At 59.5% G+C, this 19,603-nt stretch carries 20 protein-coding genes; 6 read left to right on the top strand and 14 right to left on the bottom strand.

Annotation, left to right across the window (positions count from 1 at the left end):
• Positions 1-6: 6 nt before the first annotated feature.
• Complete coding sequence (locus tag D467_RS0114045; protein WP_018918162.1) at positions 7-717, top strand: SIR2 family NAD-dependent protein deacylase; 711 nt, start codon at positions 7-9, stop codon at positions 715-717.
• A gap of 37 nt (positions 718-754) precedes the next feature.
• On the opposite strand, the gene bioA is transcribed toward D467_RS0114045, so the two are convergent.
• Genes bioA through bioB form a run of 6 tightly spaced genes read right to left on the bottom strand, consistent with a single transcriptional unit; the run spans position 755 to position 6,409 of the window.
• Positions 755-2,026, bottom strand: a complete 1,272-nt coding sequence (gene bioA, locus D467_RS0114040) for an adenosylmethionine--8-amino-7-oxononanoate transaminase (protein ID WP_018918161.1) — start codon at positions 2,024-2,026, stop codon at positions 755-757.
• Positions 2,023-2,712, bottom strand: coding sequence for a dethiobiotin synthase (gene bioD / locus D467_RS0114035; RefSeq protein ID WP_018918160.1), 690 nt, complete (start codon positions 2,710-2,712; stop codon positions 2,023-2,025). The genes bioA and bioD overlap by 4 nt, the downstream gene beginning before the upstream one ends.
• A complete protein-coding gene (locus tag D467_RS0114030) occupies positions 2,709-3,503 on the bottom strand; it encodes a methyltransferase domain-containing protein (protein ID WP_018918159.1) in 795 nt (264 codons plus the stop codon). Before D467_RS0114030 ends, bioD begins: the two co-directional genes overlap by 4 nt.
• Positions 3,500-4,216 carry an alpha/beta fold hydrolase gene (locus D467_RS0114025; protein ID WP_018918158.1) on the bottom strand — a complete coding sequence of 239 codons (717 nt, stop codon included), beginning with the start codon at positions 4,214-4,216 and terminating at the stop codon, positions 3,500-3,502. The genes D467_RS0114030 and D467_RS0114025 overlap by 4 nt, the downstream gene beginning before the upstream one ends.
• Positions 4,213-5,358, bottom strand: coding sequence for an 8-amino-7-oxononanoate synthase (gene bioF, locus D467_RS0114020; RefSeq protein ID WP_018918157.1), 1,146 nt, complete (start codon positions 5,356-5,358; stop codon positions 4,213-4,215). Before bioF ends, D467_RS0114025 begins: the two co-directional genes overlap by 4 nt.
• Positions 5,345-6,409, bottom strand: coding sequence for a biotin synthase BioB (gene bioB, locus D467_RS0114015; protein ID WP_018918156.1), 1,065 nt, complete (start codon positions 6,407-6,409; stop codon positions 5,345-5,347). The genes bioF and bioB overlap by 14 nt, the downstream gene beginning before the upstream one ends.
• Before the next feature lie 155 nt (positions 6,410-6,564).
• Between bioB and D467_RS0114010 the strand changes: the two genes are divergently transcribed.
• Positions 6,565-7,317, top strand: coding sequence for a tRNA-uridine aminocarboxypropyltransferase (locus tag D467_RS0114010; protein WP_018918155.1), 753 nt, complete (start codon positions 6,565-6,567; stop codon positions 7,315-7,317).
• A gap of 3 nt (positions 7,318-7,320) precedes the next feature.
• Here D467_RS0114010 and D467_RS0114005 read toward each other — a convergent pair whose 3' ends face one another.
• The 8 genes from D467_RS0114005 to def form a co-directional block, all read right to left on the bottom strand.
• The gene (locus D467_RS0114005; protein WP_018918154.1) at positions 7,321-8,226 is read right to left on the bottom strand and encodes a DMT family transporter; all 906 of its coding nucleotides are present in this window, start codon (positions 8,224-8,226) and stop codon (positions 7,321-7,323) included.
• Positions 8,223-9,476 carry a TraB/GumN family protein gene (locus D467_RS0114000; protein WP_018918153.1) on the bottom strand — a complete coding sequence of 418 codons (1,254 nt, stop codon included), beginning with the start codon at positions 9,474-9,476 and terminating at the stop codon, positions 8,223-8,225. The genes D467_RS0114005 and D467_RS0114000 overlap by 4 nt, the downstream gene beginning before the upstream one ends.
• A gap of 33 nt (positions 9,477-9,509) precedes the next feature.
• The gene (locus D467_RS0113995) at positions 9,510-10,958 is read right to left on the bottom strand and encodes a TrkH family potassium uptake protein (protein ID WP_018918152.1); all 1,449 of its coding nucleotides are present in this window, start codon (positions 10,956-10,958) and stop codon (positions 9,510-9,512) included.
• Positions 10,959-10,973: 15 nt separating this feature from the next.
• Entirely contained in the window at positions 10,974-12,347 is a 1,374-nt protein-coding gene (gene trkA, locus D467_RS0113990) for a Trk system potassium transporter TrkA (protein WP_018917433.1), read from the bottom strand.
• A 200-nt stretch (positions 12,348-12,547) separates the two neighbouring features.
• On the bottom strand, positions 12,548-12,754 hold the full coding sequence (locus D467_RS0113985; RefSeq protein ID WP_018918151.1) for a dodecin: 207 nt from the start codon (positions 12,752-12,754) through the stop codon (positions 12,548-12,550).
• A gap of 38 nt (positions 12,755-12,792) precedes the next feature.
• A complete protein-coding gene (gene rsmB / locus D467_RS0113980) occupies positions 12,793-14,142 on the bottom strand; it encodes a 16S rRNA (cytosine(967)-C(5))-methyltransferase RsmB (protein WP_018918150.1) in 1,350 nt (449 codons plus the stop codon).
• Positions 14,139-15,122 (bottom strand): methionyl-tRNA formyltransferase, encoded by a 984-nt coding sequence (gene fmt, locus D467_RS0113975; RefSeq protein WP_018918149.1) that lies wholly within the window; start codon positions 15,120-15,122, stop codon positions 14,139-14,141. The genes rsmB and fmt overlap by 4 nt, the downstream gene beginning before the upstream one ends.
• Positions 15,123-15,338: 216 nt before the next feature.
• Entirely contained in the window at positions 15,339-15,854 is a 516-nt protein-coding gene (def, locus tag D467_RS0113970; protein ID WP_018918148.1) for a peptide deformylase, read from the bottom strand.
• A 164-nt stretch (positions 15,855-16,018) separates the two neighbouring features.
• Here def and D467_RS0113965 point away from each other — a divergent pair, with 164 nt between their 5' ends.
• From D467_RS0113965 to D467_RS0113950, 4 genes are read left to right on the top strand one after another with little or no spacing between them, the layout of a single operon-like run.
• Positions 16,019-16,897, top strand: a complete 879-nt coding sequence (locus tag D467_RS0113965) for a hypothetical protein (protein ID WP_018918147.1) — start codon at positions 16,019-16,021, stop codon at positions 16,895-16,897.
• 38 nt (positions 16,898-16,935) lie between these two features.
• Positions 16,936-18,117 (top strand): DNA-processing protein DprA, encoded by a 1,182-nt coding sequence (dprA, locus tag D467_RS0113960; protein ID WP_018918146.1) that lies wholly within the window; start codon positions 16,936-16,938, stop codon positions 18,115-18,117.
• Positions 18,118-18,172: 55 nt separating this feature from the next.
• Positions 18,173-18,730 carry an L-threonylcarbamoyladenylate synthase type 1 TsaC gene (gene tsaC / locus D467_RS0113955; protein ID WP_018918145.1) on the top strand — a complete coding sequence of 186 codons (558 nt, stop codon included), beginning with the start codon at positions 18,173-18,175 and terminating at the stop codon, positions 18,728-18,730.
• 2 nt (positions 18,731-18,732) lie between these two features.
• On the top strand, positions 18,733-19,575 hold the full coding sequence (locus tag D467_RS0113950; protein ID WP_018918144.1) for an oxygenase MpaB family protein: 843 nt from the start codon (positions 18,733-18,735) through the stop codon (positions 19,573-19,575).
• Positions 19,576-19,603 lie beyond the last annotated feature (28 nt).

The raw sequence follows: 19,603 nt of genomic DNA, 5'->3' as shown, positions 1-19,603 counted from the left end.
GTAACCATGACGACAGCGCGCCATCTGGTGGTATTTACCGGCTCGGGGATCAGCGCCGAAAGTGGTATCAAGACCTTTCGCGCAAGCGACGGGCTATGGGAAGACCACCCGGTTGAAGAGGTGGCTACGCCGCAAGGCTGGCAGCGCGACCCCGAGCGCGTATTGGGTTTTTATAACCAGCGCCGCGATCAAATCCGCAAGGCCCAGCCCAATGCGGCGCACAAAGCGTTGGCAAGCCTTGAGCAGGCAGGCTTCAAGGTCACCATCATCACCCAGAACATCGATGACCTGCACGAGCGGGCTGGCTCCAGCCAGGTGATCCACCTGCATGGCGAGATTTTAAATGCCCGTTCAAGCGTGGATGAGCGCATGCGCTATCCGCTGAAAGGCAATATTGCGCTGGGCGATGTGTGTGATAAAGGCAGCCAGCTGCGCCCGGATGTGGTCTGGTTTGGTGAGGGCGTACCGCTGTTTGAAGAGGCCTGCGAGATTGCCGCCCAGGCGGATTTTCTACTGGTCGTGGGCACGTCGCTTGCGGTGATGCCCGCAGCCTCACTGCTGTCGTATATCGACTACGACACGCCCTGCGCGCTGGTTGACCCGGATGCCAATGCGCTAAGCCCACCCGGCGTGGCGGCCATCAACGCCACCGCCGGGGAGGGCGTGCCTGCCTTGGTGGAACAATGGAAAGCACGCGGTAAGCTGGTGCTACGGTAAGTTCAGGTGATCCATCGGTTTAGGTAATTAAGAGACGCTAATCCTCTGTAAACCAGGCCTTCATGACATCAGTAATTTGGGTCATCTCCGCAGGCGATGTGATATAGGCAGGCATGGTGTAAAGCCAGCGGCCAAACGGGCGCAGCCATACGCCGCGCTGGCGGGCAAAGCTCGCCACGCCGGCAAGCGCATCTGCCGTGTGCGTTTCGATGACTGCCGTGGCGCCAAGAACACGCACGTCGGCCACCGCCGGGTGAGCGTTTAACGCGCGGTCATCGAGTAGCTCGCGTTTTAGCGTCTGGTTGAGCGTGGCGATTTTGCCTAGATAATCCTCTTCTTCAAATACCCGCAAGCTCTCGAGTGCGACGCGGCAGGCCAGTGGGTTTCCCATAAAGGTAGGGCCGTGCATAAAGGCATGCTGCGCGCTGTCGCCGATAAAAGCGGCGTGAACGCGGTCCGTGGCAAGCGTTGCCGCATGACCCAGGTAGCCGCCGGTCAACCCCTTGGAAAGCACCATGATATCCGGCGTGACGCCTGCATGGTCGGCGGCAAACAGCTTGCCGGTGCGCCCGAAGCCGGTGGCTACTTCGTCAAACACCAGCAATACGCCAAACTCATCGCACAACGCTCGCGCACCGCGCAGGTACTCAGGTGAGGTCATGTTCAGCCCGCCGGCGGCTTGCAGCAGCGGCTCCATCAGCAGAGCGGCGATCTCGGCATGGTGGCGCTCAAGAATGCTGCGCAAGGCGTCAAGGTCCGCTTCGACCTGCTCAGGCGAGGCATCAAAAGGGGCAGTAGGCGCGGGTGCAAAGTGATGCTTTGGCAACAGGCTGGCAAACAGGCTGTGCATGCCCTCTTCGGGGTCGCAGACCGCCATGCAGCCAGCGGTGTCGCCGTGGTACGCCTTCATCAACGACAGCATCTTGCATTTGCCGGGGTGGCCGCTCAGCACCTGGTATTGAAGCGCCATCTTCATCGCCACTTCCATGCCCACCGAGCCGCTGTCGGAGTAGAAAACGTGATTAAGCCCCGCGGGGGTGATGCGTACCAGCTCACGGGCTAGCTGATCGGCGGGTTCGTGGGTCAGGCCGCCTAGCATCACATGGCACAGCGTGCCCGCCTGCTCGCGAATGGCTGCCACCAGGCGTGGGTGGCTGTAACCGTGAATCATGCACCACCAGGAACAGGTGGCATCCAGCAGGCGCTCGCCGCTTTCAAGCTCAAAATGAGCGCCGCTGCCGCCGACCACTATGGGAGCGGGCGTTTGGGTTTTAATATGCGCATAGGGATGCCAGACCGGCGAACTCATAAGGCCTCCAGAGAGAGATAGCGATGGGCGGTAGCGGCATCGGGGTTTGCCAAATGAGGGATGATGCCCAGGCAGGGCGCCGTCAGCTTGGCCTCAAGATGGGCGATATTACTCGCAAAGCGAGCAGGCTGAGCCTCAAAGGCAGGATCAACCACGCTGCCTGCCCAGCCCGCAAGCGTCAGGCCATCGGCGCGAATAGCTTCGGCTGTTAAACGCGCGTGATTCAGGCAGCCGAGTTTTAAACCAACCACCAGGATGACTGGGAGCCCCAACGCGATCGCAATGTCAGCAAAGTCCTCCTGCTCGTTGAGCGGTACGCGCCAGCCGCCTGCGCCCTCGATCAACATGAAGTCCCGGGCCGTCTGGTTAAGCGTTTCGTGCAGCAGGCGGGTGATATCACTCACACTTAGTGACTTGCCCGCTTCCAGCGCGGCCAGATGAGGCGCGATGGCAGGTTCAAAGGCGAGCGGGTTAACCGTGGCGTAGTCGACCGGTGGCTCGCATTGGCGTTGCAGCGCCAGGGCATCACTATTGCGCAGCCCATCAGGCGTTCGCATGCTGCCAGAGGCGATGGGTTTGAGTCCCAGCGTACTTAGCTGTTGGCGTTGAGCCGCATGGAGTAGCGCGCCGGTAACGAGCGTTTTGCCCGCATCGGTATCGGTGCCGGTGACGAAGAAACACGTCATCGAGGTTTCTCCAGCTGCAAGCTTAGGCAGTGGTAGCTGACCGGCAGCCCCCGTGGCTCGCGAAGCTGCTCAAAGCGCGCTGCTGCCGCTGCCAGGTCAGCCCGGGTGAGCGTAGCATTGGGTTTGGCCACTTGGGCACCCACCCCCTTGATGGAGGCCATGACCGCCTTGAAATCAGGGTAAAAAAACGTCTCCACCCAAGTCGACTGCTTCAATGAGAGCAGGCCACTTTTGCTGATAGCGGCTTCAAGCACGCAACATGCTGGCGTTTTTAGCACAGCGTCTGGCCGCTGCCAGGCGAAGGCAATTTCGCTGAGCGTGCCGGGCAGCAGTGTAGTAATGAACGCCTGGCCGCCCGGGGCCAGCACGCGATAAAGCGCCTCCATGACAGCCAGGCTGTCGCGGCACCACTGGATCGCCAGATTGGAAAATACCAGGTCCAACGATTCTGCGGGCAGGGGTAACGATTCGGCACTGCCCAGTTGCCAGGTAATCGTATCGCCATGGCGCGCCCGGGCGTGTTCCAGCATACCCGGTGCAATATCCAGCCCCGTCACGTGCGCGGTGGGGTAACGAGCGGCCAGCCGCTGCGACCAGTAGCCGGTGCCGCACCCTAGGTCGAGTATGTGCTGGGCGGTGCCTGGCAGGCCGCGCCACAGCGACTCGCCGATATGCCGCTGGGCGCTGGCCAGAGTGTCATAACGAGACGCCGCCCGAGAGAAGGCGCGGGCTACTTTGGCCGGCCAGTCAGCCTCGGGCGGTAGCAGCGGTTGAGCGGTACTAAGACTCATGCTATCTCCTCTACGGATAACGCAGTGGCCTTAGCGGCGAGCAGGGAGGCCAAATGCGCTGGCTGCGAAAGCATCGGACCATGGCCACAGTGCTCAAGCGTCAGCGCCTCGTGGCGTGCAGTTTGGCTTGCCAGCGGGTCGTGCTCTCCTACCAGGTGAACCACCGGACAGGGAGGTGTTTTGAGGCGCCGGCGGTTATCCAGCGTGGCCAGCCAGTGAAGGCCCGTGGCCAGGGTCGTGTGATCTGCAACAGGCGTCTTGCCCAATAACTCGCGAAGCTGCGTATGAGCGTGATGGGGCGTGGGCTCGCCCTGGGCCTGCCAGTGCAGGAAGTGCCGCCAAGCGGCATCAGGGCGGTGCGCAAACACTGCCTGGAAGTCGGCAAGCTCTGCGGCAAGCGCGCTACCCGGCACACAGAATCGGGCGCCTGCTCCCAGCAGCACTAGACCCCGCGGCGCGGGCAGGTAATCAAGCAGGGCGGTCGCCAGCAGGCCGCCCAACGACCATCCCACCCACACGGCATCGCTTGGCAGATGGTTCGCCATGGCCGCGGCAAGCGTCTCCATGGTGGCGTTGCCAGATAGAGAGGGCGTCTTGCCGTAGCCCGGCCAGTCAACGGTGACGACATCAACGTTGTCTGGCCAGTGGGGCTCAAGCGGCTGCCAGATGCGCTGGTCAATTCCCCAGCCGGAAAGCATTACCAGGCGTGTCATGAAATCTCCCGACGGCAGGCGTCCAATGTCTCAAGCAACTGATCAATATCGCCGCGCGAATGGCGGGCGCTCAGCGTGATCCGCAGGCGCGACTCACCCTTTGGCACTGTCGGTGGACGAATCGCGCCAACGTCGATGCCCGCATGGTGCAGGCGTTCGGCCCATTGTAGCAGGCGCGATTCGCTTTTCAGGAGCAATGGCTGAATGGGCGTGCGTGATTCGCCTAGCGGCAGGTTGAGCCGCAAGGCCTCCTCACGGAAGTAACTGATACGCCGCTCAAGGCGCTCGCGGTGCTCGGGTTCACGCTGAATAATGGTGAGCGCTTGAAGCGTCGCGGCGGCAACACCGGGCGGCTGCGCGGTGGTGTAAACATAGCTTCTGGCGAACTGGGTCAGGTGGTCAATGAGCAGCGCATCGCCCGCGACGAACGCACCGCCAGTACCTAGCGCCTTGCCTAGCGTGCCCACCAGAATGGGCACTTGCTGGCTACTCCAGCGAGGCCCGACGCAACCGCTACCGTTAACGCCCATAACGCCCATGCCATGGGCATCATCGATCATCAGCCAGGCGTCATGCTGTTGGCTTACCTGCGCCAGAGCGGCAATATCGGCCACATCGCCGTCCATGCTGAAGACACCGTCGCTTACCACCAACTTGTGCGTACAGGCGCTGCGCGCCATCAGGCGGGTCAAATCGTCAATATCGTTATGGTGGTAGCGCCGCGAGCGAGCGCCGCTTAGCGCACTGCCGTCCAGCAGCGAGGCGTGATTGAGTCGATCGTGAAAGATGGCTGTATCAGTATCGGCAAGCGCTTGGAGTACGCCTAGATTCGCCATATAACCGGTGGAGAACAGCAGCGCGCGCTCGCGCCCCGTCCAGGTGGCCAATGCCTCTTCCAAGGCTTCATGAATCGCCAGATGACCGTTTACCAGATGCGATGCGCCGGCACCCGCGCCAAACCGGCGGGCACCTTCGGCCTGAGCGTTCTGGACCCGCGGGTCTTTCGCCAGGCCGAGGTAGTCATTGCCTGCGAAATCCAACAACGCTGGCTGCCTGATGCGCCGAGCGCGCCACTGCTGAGCATGCTGGCGTGTATCATGAGCATTGCCTAGCCGCTCACGCCACGCTTTAGACACTGGCATCCACCGCAAGCTCGGCGGCGCGTTCATTAAGCTGTTGCTGTTGCGCCTGCTGGGCAAGGCGTGCGGCCTGGGTGTCTTCGCTTTCACAAGTCTCGCGCTTCTCAGGGTGCAGGCCCAGCTTGGCAAACAGGGCACGGTCGCGGTCAGCCTGGGGATTGCCGGTGGTCAGCAGCTTGTCACCGTAGAAGATCGAGTTGGCGCCCGCCAGAAACGCCAGCGCCTGGGTAGATTCGCTCATCTGCTCGCGCCCGGCCGAAAGGCGCACGTGGCTTTGCGGCATCATGATACGGGCAACGGCGATGGCGCGGATAAATTCGAGAGGGTCCATGTCGTCTGCATTTTCCAGCGGCGTACCGGGCACTTTTACCAGCATATTGATCGGCACTGATTCTGGGTGGGGAGTGAGTTTCGCCAGCTGTTGCAGCAGGGCGCTTCTATCCTGGGCGTCTTCGCCCATGCCCAGAATGCCACCCGAACATACCTTCATGCCCGCGTCGCGCACCGTGGCCAGGGTCTCCAGGCGGTCGCTATAGGTGCGTGTGGTGATGATCTCGCCGTAGTAGTCGGGCGATGTATCCAGGTTGTGGTTGTAATAATCAAGCCCAGCGGCCGCCAGGCGGCTGGCCTGAAGAGTGTCCACCATGCCCAGCGTCATGCAGGTTTCAAGCCCCAAGGCTTTTACCTGACGCACCATCTCTTCAACCAGCACTAAATCATTGTCGCGCGGGCTGCGCCATGCAGCGCCCATGCAGAAACGGCTGGCGCCTGCCGCTTTTGCCGCCTGAGCCTGCTCAACGACCTTTTCGATCTCCAGCAGCTTCTCTTTTTCGAGCTGGGTGTTGTAGTGGCCGGACTGCGGGCAGTACTTGCAGTCTTCCGGGCAGGCGCCGGTTTTTATCGATAGTAGCGTGGATATTTGCACGGCGTTGGCGTCAAAGTGCGCCCGGTGAACCTGCTGGGCCTGAAACAGCAGATCATTGAACGGCAGCGCAAAAAGCGCATTGATTTCGTCTAACGTCCAGTCATGGCGGGGGGCGGCAGTCGCAGTCATCGGTAAACCATTTTAATTTAATAAGTTGACTAGACTTTATCGGCGCCAAGAGTGTTATGTCAACTTCAAGAATTTTTCTGGTTTACATGGTTGGGTTCGTCATTCGGGATGCCCTGCTTTATACTCTGCGCCCTTTTCTTCTGTCTGGAGCGCGGATGTCTGCCTCTGATACTTCCCCTGAGTGTGATCCGGCTACCGGCCATTCGCGCCCGCCACGGCGTGAGTTCAAGGCGCGGGGCAGTTTTGTCATACGCTGCGAAGGCTGCAATCTACCCAAGCTGAACTGCCTGTGCCCGTATCAGGTAAAGGCGGAAAGTGACGCCCAGGTATGGCTGATCACCCACTCACTGGAGCACTACAAACCGACCAATACCGGCCGGTTGATTAGTGATGTGCTGGCGCAAACCCAGGTGTTTACCTGGTATCGCACGGCGCCCGATGCACAGTTGACTGCTCTGCTGGCAGACCCGCGCTATGCGCCGTTTTTGATTTTCCCTGATGATCAGCCGGACTATGCGGATCGCGTGGTGGGGATGGATGCGGTACATAGTGCCAAGCAAGATTCACGCATCCCGGTGTTTATCATTCTGGATGGCACCTGGCGTCAGGCGCGGCGCATGTTCCGCAAAAGTGCCTACCTGGATAGCTTGCCGGTACTGCCTTTACGTACCGAGCGCGAAACCCGTTACCGGCTGCGCAAGCCTGCTTCTAAAGCGCATTTATGCACGGCAGAAGTGGCTATTGAGTTGCTGCGCCAGGGCGGGGATGAGAACGCGGCGGCGGTGCTGGATGACTACTTTGACGTGTTCAACGATAGCTACGCCGCCAGCCGGTTCTACAAGAAAATTGCCGAACCCACCGAGGCAATGACGCGCCTGTTGGCACGTCAGGAAGTGTTGGAAGACTAAAGCCTAGCGGGCAGCGCCGGGTAACCAGCGCAGCAGTATTTTCCGCACCCAATACCAGCGGTTAATCAGCAGGGCGGTAAAAATCAGCCCACAGCCGAGCAGCTGAAGCGGTGCCATGGTTTCGCCAAACCACCAGGCGGCGAATAACGCCGTCCATACCGCTTCCAGCATCAAAACGACCGAGGCATGGCTGGGCGTGGTCATTCCCTGGGCGGTGATCTGCAGGAAAAACCGCGCAGAGCTTGCGAGCAGCACACTGGCGATAAACCAGCCTAAAATGGACGTATTAAGCGCCACGGGCTGACGTTCAAACGTAAACGACACGATGGTTAACACGGTACCCACCGATAATAGCTGCAGCGTGGTCAGCGGCAGGGCGGGTACATTACGCACCACGCGGGTATTAACGTTAATCAGGAACGCAAAGCAGAGCGCTGCGCATACCATCAATAGCTGGCTGGTTTCTACTCTAAAGCCCGCATTGAGCGAGAGTAGGGCAAAACCCAGCAGGGCAACGGGCAGGGCTATCCAGGTGGTGCGTGGCGGGCGGTCGCCAAACAGTAGCTTGGCGACCACAGGAACCAGCAGTATCCCCAGGCTATTGATAAACGCGCTTTCGCCCAGGTGGTTGGACGTTTTAAGCCCCATGATCCAGAAGCCAATCGCGACGCTAAACAGCAGGCCTACGAAAATACCGCGCCGAATACGGCGGGCGGGCATACGGCTTAGCGCAGGCCAGGCAAACCCCAGCAGGATCAGCCCGGCCAGCAAAAAACGCGTGCCAATAAACAGCAGCGGCGGCATCCCGGCAAGGGCTTCTTTGGAGAAAATCCACCCGCCTGCCGCCAGTATGGTTACCAGCAGCAGCAGGGCATCCGCCTGCCAGGGCGCGCGTTTGAGCGTACTCACGCGGCGTCGCCACCAAACAGAGCGCCGGCAATTCTGAAACCCGCGACCCAGGTGCCTATCGCCGAGCCCAGCGTTGCCAGGATAAACACCAGCAGCGTGCGCGACACGCGGTTTTTCCACCAGCCTTTAAGGTGGGTAACGTCTTTACGCAGCGATGAGAAGTCACGCACTTTGGGCTTACGCATGTAAAGCTCGACCCCGGCGGCGACAAAGCCTGCGCCAATGGTCGGGTTAAGCGAGGTCAGCGGGGCGGCAAAAAAGGTGGCGATGACCGTTACCGGGTGGGCAAGGGCAATAATGGTCGCACCGCCGGATAAGATGCCGTTGATCAAAAACCACTCCAGCACCAGCTGCCAACCGAGATCCGTATTGCGTGAAAAGCCAATCGCAAAGCCGGTAATCACCAGAATGGTAATCAGCCAGGGCAGAGCCTTCCACAGCTTGGAGGGCGGCGGTGTTGCTTCCAGGGCTGCGCGCTCAACCGTGGGATTTTCGGGAAGCGGGGCCTCCAGGTGCTCAACGGTACCTTTGAGGTGCCCGGCGCCCAGCACCACCAATACGTTTTTGAAGCGCCCGGGTGGGGCCTGTTCGGCAAGGCGCAGGGCCATATAGCGGTCGCGTTCGCGAATCAGCGGGGTATACAGCGCTTCCGACTCGGCGGCAAACTCGCTGAACGTGGCTTCCAGCATGTCGCCTTCTTTAAGCTTTTCGATCTCTTCCTTGGACACGTCCTGGCGCGATAGCACGCTGCCAATCAAGCCGGAAAAAAGCGAAAACCGCTGCCACCAGGGCACGTTACGGTAGATGCGCTTAAGCGTTACGCCCACATCGCGGTCGACCAGCAGCAGCGGTAGATTGCGGCTGCGGCACTCTTCAAGGGCTGCACGCATCTCCGCGCCCGGCTCTATACCCGACTGCTCGGCGATGCGCTGCTGGAAAGCGCCCAGCGCCAAGCTTGCCGCTACCATACCGGCCTTACCCTGCTTGAATACCTGAAACAGGTCCTGCTCGCCCATGGCATCAGGGTTGGTCATGCTGTGGTGGCGGGCATCGCAGAGTTCGATGGCGATAGCGTCAAAATGGCCGCTATCGGCAAGGCTGCGCACGTCATCAGCACTTTGCGCCGAAACGTGTGCCGTGCCCAATAGCGTATAGGTGGTGTCGCCAACGGTAACCGTTTTCAGTGGCCCGCTGATCGCTGGTAACGCCTCAGGCGCTGCCGGCGGTAGGGTTGTATCGTCTTGATTCATTAAAGGATCTCAACTCAAATAATAAAGCGGGTGCTAGCGTCGCCAGAAGGCCGGGGTAAACAACACTAACACGGTAAAAATTTCCAGGCGGCCCAAGAGCATCGCAAGTACCAATATCCATTTTGCAAGATCAGGTAGCTCGCCGTAGTGGCTGCTGGCTTCGCCAAGCGCCGGGCCCAGGTTATTAAGCGCGGAACCCACCGATGACCAGGCTGTGATCTGATCCACGCCGGTGGCCATCACGCCGACCATCATTAAAAAGAACAGCATGACGTAGGCGGAGAAAAATCCCCAAACCGCCTGGGCGATGCTGTCCGGTACGCTTACTTTGCCGACCTTGACCGCAATCACTGCGTTGGGGTGAATCAAGCGCATGACTTCACGCATGCCCTGCTTGAGGATCAGGATAATACGGATAACCTTCATGCCGCCCGCGGTTGACCCTGAGCAGCCACCCACAAACGCTGCAATGAAGAGTAAAAAGGGCAGGGCGCCGGGCCAGGCTGAGAAGTCGGCCACTGAAAAGCCTGCCGTGGTGGCAACCGACACCACCTCGAACAGACCGTAGCGTAAGCCGCTCATCGTATCGTAGGTTTGCGTCAGCCACAGGGTGATCACGGCAATGGTGACCAGCCCCGCCAGAAACAGCATTAAAAAGCGCGCTTCAGGGTCCTGGAAGTAATGCAGCAAGCGCTTTTCGCGCCAGGCTATAAAGTGCAAGCTGAAGCTGAACGCCGAAATTAGCATAAAGCCCACGCAGATCAGCTCGATAGACGGGCTATTGAAGTAGCCGATGCTGGCATCGTGGGTTGAGAAGCCGCCAATCGCCACGGTCGAAAAGCTGTGCCCGAGCGCATCGAACCAGTTCATGCCGGCGAGCATATAGGCCACCATGCAGGCAATGGTCAGCGTGGCGTAGATATACCACAGCGCCTTGGCCGTTTCGGTAATCCTGGGGGTTAGCTTGGAATCCTTTAGCGGCCCCGGGATCTCGGTGCGGTAGAGAGCCATCCCGCCGACGCCCAGCATGGGCAGAATCGCCACGGCCAGCACCACGATCCCCATTCCGCCTAGCCACTGGAGCTGCTGACGATAGTAGCGAATCGATTCGGGTAGAAAGTCGATCCCGGTAATCACCGTGGCACCCGTCGTGGTCAAGCCGGAAAACGATTCAAACACTGCGTCGGTAATGCTCAGCGCGGTATCGCCAAACAGCATCAAGGGCAGCGAACCGAACAGGGCCAGTACCGTCCAGAACATGGCCGCAATTAAAAACCCATCGCGGATGCGCAGCTCTTTACGGGCTTTTCGGTTAGGCAGGTAAATGATCAAGCCGGTCACCACTGTAATGGCGAGACCGATCATGAAGGCGTGCCAGACCCCATCGCGAAACCATAGGGAAATTAACATGGGGGGGAGCATGGTCAGGCTAAACAGCATCAGCAGTAGCCCTAAAATGCGTGAAATGACCCGCAGACTCATGGTTGTTGCATGCTCCTAAAAGAACGTCAAACCGACCTGGAATAGGCGTTCCACATCACGGATGCGGCGCTTGTCGATCACAAACAGAATCACGTGGTCACCGCTTTCCACCAGGACATCGCCGTGGGCGATAATGACTTCCTTGCCGCGCACAATCGCGCCGATGGTAGTGCCGTCCGGCAGATTGATCTCGCGGATGGTACGGCCCACCACCTTGGAGGACTGCTTGTCGCCGTGGGCGATAGCCTCAATGGCTTCCGCCGCCCCACGGCGCAGCGAGTGCACGTTGACTATATCGCCGCGGCGCACGTGGGTTAAGAGGCTGCCGATGGTCGCCTGCTGGGGAGAAATCGCGATATCGATATCGCCGCCCTGCACCAGATCCACATAGGCGGCGTTGTTGATCAGCGTCAGAACCTTCTTGGCCCCCAGGCGCTTGGCGAGCAGCGACGACATGATATTGACCTCGTCGTCGTTGGTCAGCGCGCAGAAAATATCGCAGTCTTCAATGTTCTCTTCTTCGAGCAGCCGCTTACTGGTGGCACTGCCGTGCAGCACCACGGTGCGGTTCAGCCGCTCGGACAGCGTGGTGCAGCGCTCAAGGCTGTGTTCAATGATCTTGACCTGGTGGCTATGCTCCAGGTGTTCGGCCAGGCGCTCGCCGATATTCCCGCCCCCGGCAATCACCACCCGGCGAAAGCCACGTTCGATACGCCTAAGCTCGCTCATCACCGCGCGAATATCGCGCCGGGCGGCGAGAAAGAACACCTCGTCGTCGGCCTCAATGACCGTATCGCCGCGCGGAATAATCGGCCGGTTGCGCCGATAAATTGCCGCCACGCGGGTATCCACGTTGGGCATATGGTGGCGCAAGAACGCCAAATCCTGACCCACCAGCGGGCCGCCAAACACCGCTTTCACCGCGACCAGCTGCACCAAGCCTCCGGCAAAATCCAATACCTGCAGGGCACCGGGGTGTTCAATCAAACGGCGCACGTGATCCGTGACCACCTGCTCGGGGCTGATCAGCACATCGATGGGGATAGCTTCGTGGGCGAATAGCCCCTTGCGGGTCAAATAGGGGGTGGCGCGCACCCGGGCAATTTTGGTGGGCGTACGAAACAGGGTATGCGCGACCTGACAGGCGATCATGTTGACTTCGTCGGAGTTGGTGACCGCAATCAACATATCGGCATCTTCACAGCCGGCCTGGCGCAGAACGTTAGGATAAGAAGCCGCGCCGGTCACGGTGCGAATATCGAGCTTGGTATGCAGCTCGCGCAGTTTATTGGCGTTGGTATCGACCACGGTGATGTCGTTTTCCTCGCGGGCGAGGTGCTCCGCCAGGGTGCCGCCGACCTGGCCGGCGCCGAGAATGATGATTTTCATTACTGAGCATCGGTTCCATTGAAAGCGCCAGCGCAATGTCTAACGTGAAGTTCTAGTATAAAGTTCTGATATAAGGTTCTTATATACAGTTCTTATGGACAGTTCTTATGGACAGTTCTTATAGACAGTTATAACGTAATGCGCTGCAATAAAGACGGCGGCCAGTGTAAACCAGCCGCCGTCGAAAAGCAGGTGAGGATTTATTCCAGCGTGAAGCCAACTTTGACGGTAACCTGCCAGTGAGCAACGCGGCCATCTTCAATATGACCACGGGTATCGGTCACTTCCAGCCAGCGCATGTGCTGGATGGTTTCTGATGCCTTGGCGAGTGCGTTCTGCACGGCATCCTCGATACCTTTCTCGGAAGAGCCGGTGATTTCTACGTGCTTGTAGGTATGTTGAGTCATGTTATCTCCATCCTTAGTCATGAATTCACTACTTACGTTTAAGCAGTATGCTTCTCTAGTCTGGCATAAAAAAAGCCATCGTGACGTCCCTGTTCGGGAAACAGCTGACGACCTTGGCCGCTCGGTACTCCCCAGGCAACGTCATTGGGCGTGGTTACCTTGGCATCCGGCGTACGCGCTAAAAACGCATCGATCTGCTTGGCGTTCTCTTCAGGTAGTACTGAACAGGTGGCATAGAGCAGCGTGCCGCCTTCGCGTAACAGAGGCCATAAGTTATCCAGCAGCTGCTGTTGCAGCTTGGCTAACTGGCGGATGTCCTCTTTACGGCGCAACGCCTTGATATCTGGATGGCGCCGGATAACCCCGGTGCCGGAGCAAGGGGCATCCAGAAGAATAGCTTCAAACGGCGTGCCGTTCCACCAGTCACGCTCGGCGGCATCGGCATGCTGCAATTCAGCGGATAAGCCTAACCGGTTGAGGGTGTCTTCAACACGCGACAGGCGGTGGTTGTCGCTATCCAGAGCGGTCAGGGCAATATCGAACTGCTCAAGCAAGTGAGCGGTTTTACCGCCGGGGGCGCTACACGCATCCAGCACATGGGCGCCTGCTCGGGGAGCAAGCGCTGGGCCCAGCAGTGCTGCGCTAAGCTGAGCCGCCTCATCCTGCACGCTGACGTGGCCTTCGGCAAACCCAGGCAGGGCCGTCACGTCACACGGGGTATGCAGCGTAATGCCATCCGGCGAGTGGGTGCATAGCTCGCCATTCAGGCCGGCCTCAACGAGCTTTTCCAGGTACGCTTCACGGTCGTTATAGCGCTGATTAACGCGAAGGGTCATGGGGCCGGGCTCATTATTGGCCTCGACGATGGCACGCCACTGCTCGGGCCAGGCGTTGCGCAGCGTATCCAGCAACCAGCGAGGATGTGACAGCGCAACGCTTTCATCGCGGTCGACCGCTTCCTGAAGCGTGTCGGATTCTCGCTGCAGGCGGCGCAGGCAGCCATTTAACACGCGGGTTGCCCACTCTTTACCCAGTAAACGCGCGGCGCCCGCCGTTTCACCTACCGCCGCGTGGGCGGGAATGCGCATATACAGCAGCTGATAAATACCCACCAGCAGCAGGGCATGGATATCGCTGTCACGCTTTTTAAAAGGCTGTTTCAGCAACGTGGCGGCAAGAGCCTCCAGGCGTGGAAGACGGCGGCAGGTGCCAAAGCAGAGCTCTTTTAGAAGCCCTCGGTCGCGGGCAACCACGCTGTGTTCATCCAGGCTTGAAAGTGAGCCTTGCTGGCTAATCACCGGTGCCAGAGCGCGAGCGGCGGCGGCGCGAACGTCTTGGCCGCTATTGGCTGACGGGCGCCCGCGTTGCGCTGAACGTTGTTGGCTCATAAAGAGTCTCCTTGCTGGGGTTGCTGACCAAGGCGGGTGCCGGTGGTAAGGCGTGCGTGGCGGGCATTGAGTAAGTCGCGCACCGCCATGGCTTTGCCGCCGGGAAGTTGGGCGCTGCTGATGCAGAGGACCTCGCGGCCTTCAGCGCCGCAGGCGATGCGCAGATGATCTTCGCCATGCTCCAAAAGCATGCCGGGAAGCTGCGAAGCATGCTCGCCGCTCTCAACGCTTGCCATCAGCAAGCGCAGGCGATCATCGCCCAACTGACACCAGGCGACCGGCCAGGGGTTAAAGGCGCGAATTTTACGCGCAAGCTCCTCGGCGGGCCGGGTAAAGTCCAGCTCGGCTTCGGCTTTGCTAAGTTTGGTGGCGTAGGTAACGCCTTCTGCAGGCTGAGGTGTGGCGCTTGCCTTGCCTTGGGCGATATCGTCCAACACGCTCATCAACGCACCGGCGCCTTGAATAGCCAGGCGGTCGTGAAGGTCACCGCCGGTGGTGCGCTCGGTAATCGGGGTGCGTACTTCGTGCAGCATCGCCCCGGTATCCAGCCCCGCATCCATTTGCATGATGGTTACGCCTGAGGCGGAGTCGCCCGCCTCAATTGCGCGCTGAATGGGTGCCGCGCCACGCCAGCGGGGCAGTAGCGATGCATGCACGTTAATGCAGCCCAGACGCGGCGTGTCGAGCACCGCTTGGGGGAGCAATAACCCGTAAGCAACCACCACCATGATATCCGCGTTAAGTGCCGCCAATTCGGCCTGGGCATCGGCACTTTTAAGCGTCTGGGGCTGGTAAACCGGCAGATCGTGTTCAAGGGCAAGCTTTTTCACAGGGCTGGGCGTAAGTTTGCGTCCGCGCCCCGCAGGGCGGTCAGGCTGGGTATACACCGCCACCACCTCATGGTCGCCATCCAGTAGAGCCGCAAGGCTCGAGGCTGCGAAATCAGGCGTGCCAGCAAAAACAACGCGCAACTGTGACATGACAATAGCTACCTAATAACAGGGAAAAAGAGAAAGCCCAGACCAACAATAAAGGCCGAGAAGCGAAGGCATACAACAACTGTTGTGATCACCGGGCTTCTCGGCCTTAAGCGTTGTCATCACGCTTGTCGCAAACGTTTCAGCAAAACTTTCTTGCGAATTTTTTTGCGAAAACCGAAGTAAACTATGATAAAAACGAGGCTATGCAAAACTTAGCTAGCCGTTGTCCTGCATCAGCTTATGGCGTTTCTGCATTTTTTTCATAATGCGATCACGCTTAAGCGGCGACAGGTAATCAACAAACAGTACGCCTTCCAGGTGGTCGTACTCGTGCTGAATACAGTGTGCCAGCAGGCCGTCAGCCTCAATTTCGTAAGCATCGCCGTTGCGGTCAAGGGCGTTGAGTTGGACCTTCAGGTAACGCGGCACTTCGGCGTAGTGCTCAGGAATCGATAGGCAGCCTTCTGAAAGCGGTTCCTGCTCTTCGCCGATAGGCGTGTAGCGGGGGTTTATCAAAACCAGAGGCTGCGAATTGTCTTCGCTGACATCCATCACGACGACGCGCCGATGAACATCGATCTGGGTGGCCGCAAGGCCAATGCCGCGAGCGTCGTACATGGTCTCTAACATATCGTCGACAAGTTGGCGGATCTCATCGTCAACGGTCTCCACCGGTACCGCCTTGGTGCGCAGGCGCTCATCGGGGAATTCGAGAATAGGAAGTTTGGCCATGAGTTTACAATCACCGTTATGCTGAATCTTTGATAATCAGGCCGGGTCGTTGCGGCCTCACACTGTTCTAATAACTATTATATCACGCTGACAGCACTCCTGGGCATGGGCGCAGGGCCAGCAGCGCGGTGAAAGTCGATCGCAACATCCTCAAGGAGCGTGGGATGACGATACTAACCTTTAGCGATGTCACGGCCATGCAGCGCGCCCCACGCGTACTGCGTAAACGGTCACTCAACTTAGCATTGGGCCTGAAAAGCGCCGCGTTGATCAGCCTATTGCTGTGGGTAAGCATGCCCGCGGCAGGTAGTGATCAGCATGATGCGCGGCTTAACGAACTAAGCGCGTTATCGCCTGAAAGCCTGGATGCCTTCTGGCGTGAATATCGCGTAGTGGAGCCAGGCGAAGCCGTGCAAGCGTCAGCTTACGTCATTGGCGGCGAGAATCAGCGCCTGCTCCATGCGCCGGGCGATACGATTTTTGCGCGAGGCAGCGCACAGGAGAGTGTTCTGGAAAATGCCACGCTAGGTATTTATCGCCAGACGCAAACCTATACCGCTGACGACGGCACGCCGCTGGGCCAAGCGCTCACTAACATTGGCGAGGCGCGCCACCTGCGCACCGCTGGCGATATGCTGGCACTGGAAATACTCCGCGCCCATCAGGAGGTGCGGCGTAATGATCTTATCCTTGCTCTGGAACAGCACCCACCGCCCTCTGCGCTACAGCCGCAACTGCCTCCCCGCAACGTGAGTGGACGTATTCTTGATGTGCCAGGCGGACTGCGTTTTATAGGCCGCCTGCAGGTCGTGAGCGTCGATCTGGGAACTCGGGATGGCTTGCAAGCTGGGCATGTTCTTCAGGTTAACCAGCCCGGCGAAACCCTTGATGACCCGCGCAGCCAGGCAGTGACACAGCTGCCGCCGACGCCCTCGGGCAAAGTAATGGTCATCAAGCCCTATCAGCAGGTGAGCTATGCGCTGGTGATGCAGACATCCAACGTACTGGAAATCGGGGACCGGGTAGTGTTCCCGAATCAATAAAATACTTTTAAATCGGATATGCGCTTTAAGGAGAGCCAATGGATGTCAGCAAGTGGTTAGTCGTTAACGCCTTGCCGGGAATGGGCGCCTTGCGGATTAGCCAGCTGGCGGCCCGCAAGCCACGCTGGCCGGAAGGCTGGCTTGCCGCGCTGCCAAGTAATGCCGCCAGCGCGTTAAGGCTATGGCTTGAGCATCCAGAGCGTAGCCCGCTTCAGCAGTGCGTAGACGACGCCTTGGCATGGCAGCAGGGCGGCCATCATCGGCATATTTTGCATCGTCATCATCCTGCCTGGCCTGAGCTGTTAAACGAATTGCCGGACCCACCCGCCATATTATGGGCGCAGGGGGATCTTGCGGCGCTTAACGGGCCGACGCTTGCCATGGTGGGAACGCGCAAACCTACTTCTGAAGGCAGCGCCAATGCGCAGGGGTTTGCACGGGAGCTGGCTTGTCGGGGGTGGTGCATCGTTAGTGGTATGGCATTGGGGATCGACGGCATTGCCCAGCGCGCGGCGCTCAATGCCGGAGGCAGCAGTATCGCAGTGCTGGGCTGTGGCGTGGACGTTATTTATCCTGCCCGACACCGCGACCTTCACGAGCAGCTAAGCCAAGCCCCCGGTGGGCTGGTGTTATCGGAGCACCCGCCGGGCACAGCGGCTCGCCCAGCGTTTTTTCCGCGTCGCAACCGGATTGTGACCGGGCTTTCCCTGGGCACGTTAGTGGTGGAGGCCACGGAGAAAAGCGGCTCGCTGGTCAGCGCGCGTTTAGCGCTGGAGCAGGGCAAAGAGCTATTTGCTGTGCCGGGTTCGTTGCATAACGTACAGGCACAAGGCTGCCTGCATCTCTTACGTAACGGGGCAACGTTGGTGCGCCACGTTGACGATATTGTTGAGGAGTTGCAGCAGTGGGCAGGCCACTTTCTTCCCCAAGCAGGCCATGGCCAGGCAGACTATGATCAGACAGGTCATCAACAAGCAGGGCGTGATCAGCTAGCGGCTGCACCTTCATCTTCACTACCATCTTCACTACCCCCGCGCGAAAGCGAGCCGCTGCCGGATACGCTGCTTAACGCGTTATCCGCAACACCCGTGCCCATCGATGTGCTGGTACACAATACCGGCGAAACCGTCAGCGGTTGTCAGCAGCGGCTACTGATGCTGGAACTTGATGGATGGGTGGCCCAGCAGGCGGGTGGCTGGGTGCGTTTGCCCAGGCCATGATAAAATATGCGTATTCTCATTATCGCCCGTCGTCTCTAGTAGAGCAGGAGTTGCCATGAAACCGGCCACCAACCTCGAAACTGCCGTTAATGCGTTACATGCAGGTGGCGTGATTGCCTGCCCCACCGAAGCGGTGTGGGGGCTTAGCTGCGACCCGGATAACGGCGAAGCGCTAACGCACCTGATGCGCATGAAGGCACGTGACCCCGCCAAGGGCGTTATTTTGGTTGCTGCCAATATAAAGCAGTTTCAACCCTGGTTAAGCCAGCTGCCGCTCGCGCTGCACGCGCCGCTAGCCGCCAGCTGGCCCGGCCCCAATACCTGGCTGGTGCCGGATAACGGCCGCAGTCATCCTCTGGTTCGTGGTGCCCACCAGCGCGTAGCCTTGAGGGTGACCGATCACCCGTTGATGAAAGCACTATGCGAAGCGTTTGGCGGGCCGCTGGTGTCTACCTCGGCCAATCGCGCCGGAGAGCCACCGGCCATGAGCAGTGACGAAATTGTCAACATTTTTGGTCAGGAGGTCGCCGCGATGGTTGCTGGTGAGCTTGGCGGTAACTCGCGGCCCAGCACTATCCGCGACCTTGCCACGGGTCAGGTGATGCGGGCCTAGCCGTGGCCACTTTTCTGTATGACGCCATGGCGGCGCGCCTGGGTGAGGTACGCGCCGCACAAAATCCCGGCCCCTTTCCTCTGGATGGCCTGGTGCGCAATATTCATGGCGACTTCACGCCCATGATGTGCGGCGGCATCAGCGCGCTGCTCTTGCAGATGCTGCATCCGCTGGCGCTGGCTGGCGTATGGGATCACTCAAGCTTTCGTCACGATATGGTCGGGCGGCTCAGACGCACCAGCGACTTTATCGCCACCACCAGCTTCGGTACTTTCGAGCAGGCCGAAGAGGCGATTGCCCGGGTGCGCCGGGTGCATGCCAAGGTACGCGGCCACGCCGCCGATGGCCGCCCTTATTCTGCCGACGACCCGGATCTACTCACCTGGGTACATGTTGCCGAGATGAGCCGCTTCATGGCTGCGCACCTGCGCTATCGTAATCCCCGGCTTGAGCGCGAAAGCCAGGATCGTTACTTTTTCGAGACCGCCTGTATTGCCGAGGCGTTGGGCGCGAGCAATGTGCCCGATAGTCGCGCTGCGGTCGATGCGTACCTGGACGCTAAACGGCGCGAGCTCATTTGCGACGAGCGCACCCGCGAAATCGTGCAGGTATTGCTGGATGCCCCGCCACGCCATGTGATCTTTCGCCCGGCCGGAGCGCTTTTCATGCGTGCAGGTATCGATCTGCTACCCGAATGGGCCGCAAACCAGCTTGAGCTTGAAATGCCTCGCGTTCAGCGCCGCCTGGTGCGAGCCGGGATCAAAAGCGCCATGCCGATGATCAGTCGCGCGGTGCGAAGCGGGGCCTACCGTCGGGCGCTAGCGCGCTTCCAGGCACGACCGTGACGCTCTGGGGTCTGCCTGCCTTTTGCCG

The sequence above is a fragment of the Vreelandella zhanjiangensis DSM 21076 genome (assembly GCF_000377665.1).
Taxonomy (GTDB): domain Bacteria; phylum Pseudomonadota; class Gammaproteobacteria; order Pseudomonadales; family Halomonadaceae; genus Vreelandella; species Vreelandella zhanjiangensis.
The sequence above is the reverse complement of the archived record's forward strand: the minus strand, read 5'-3'. Positions and strand labels throughout refer to the sequence as shown.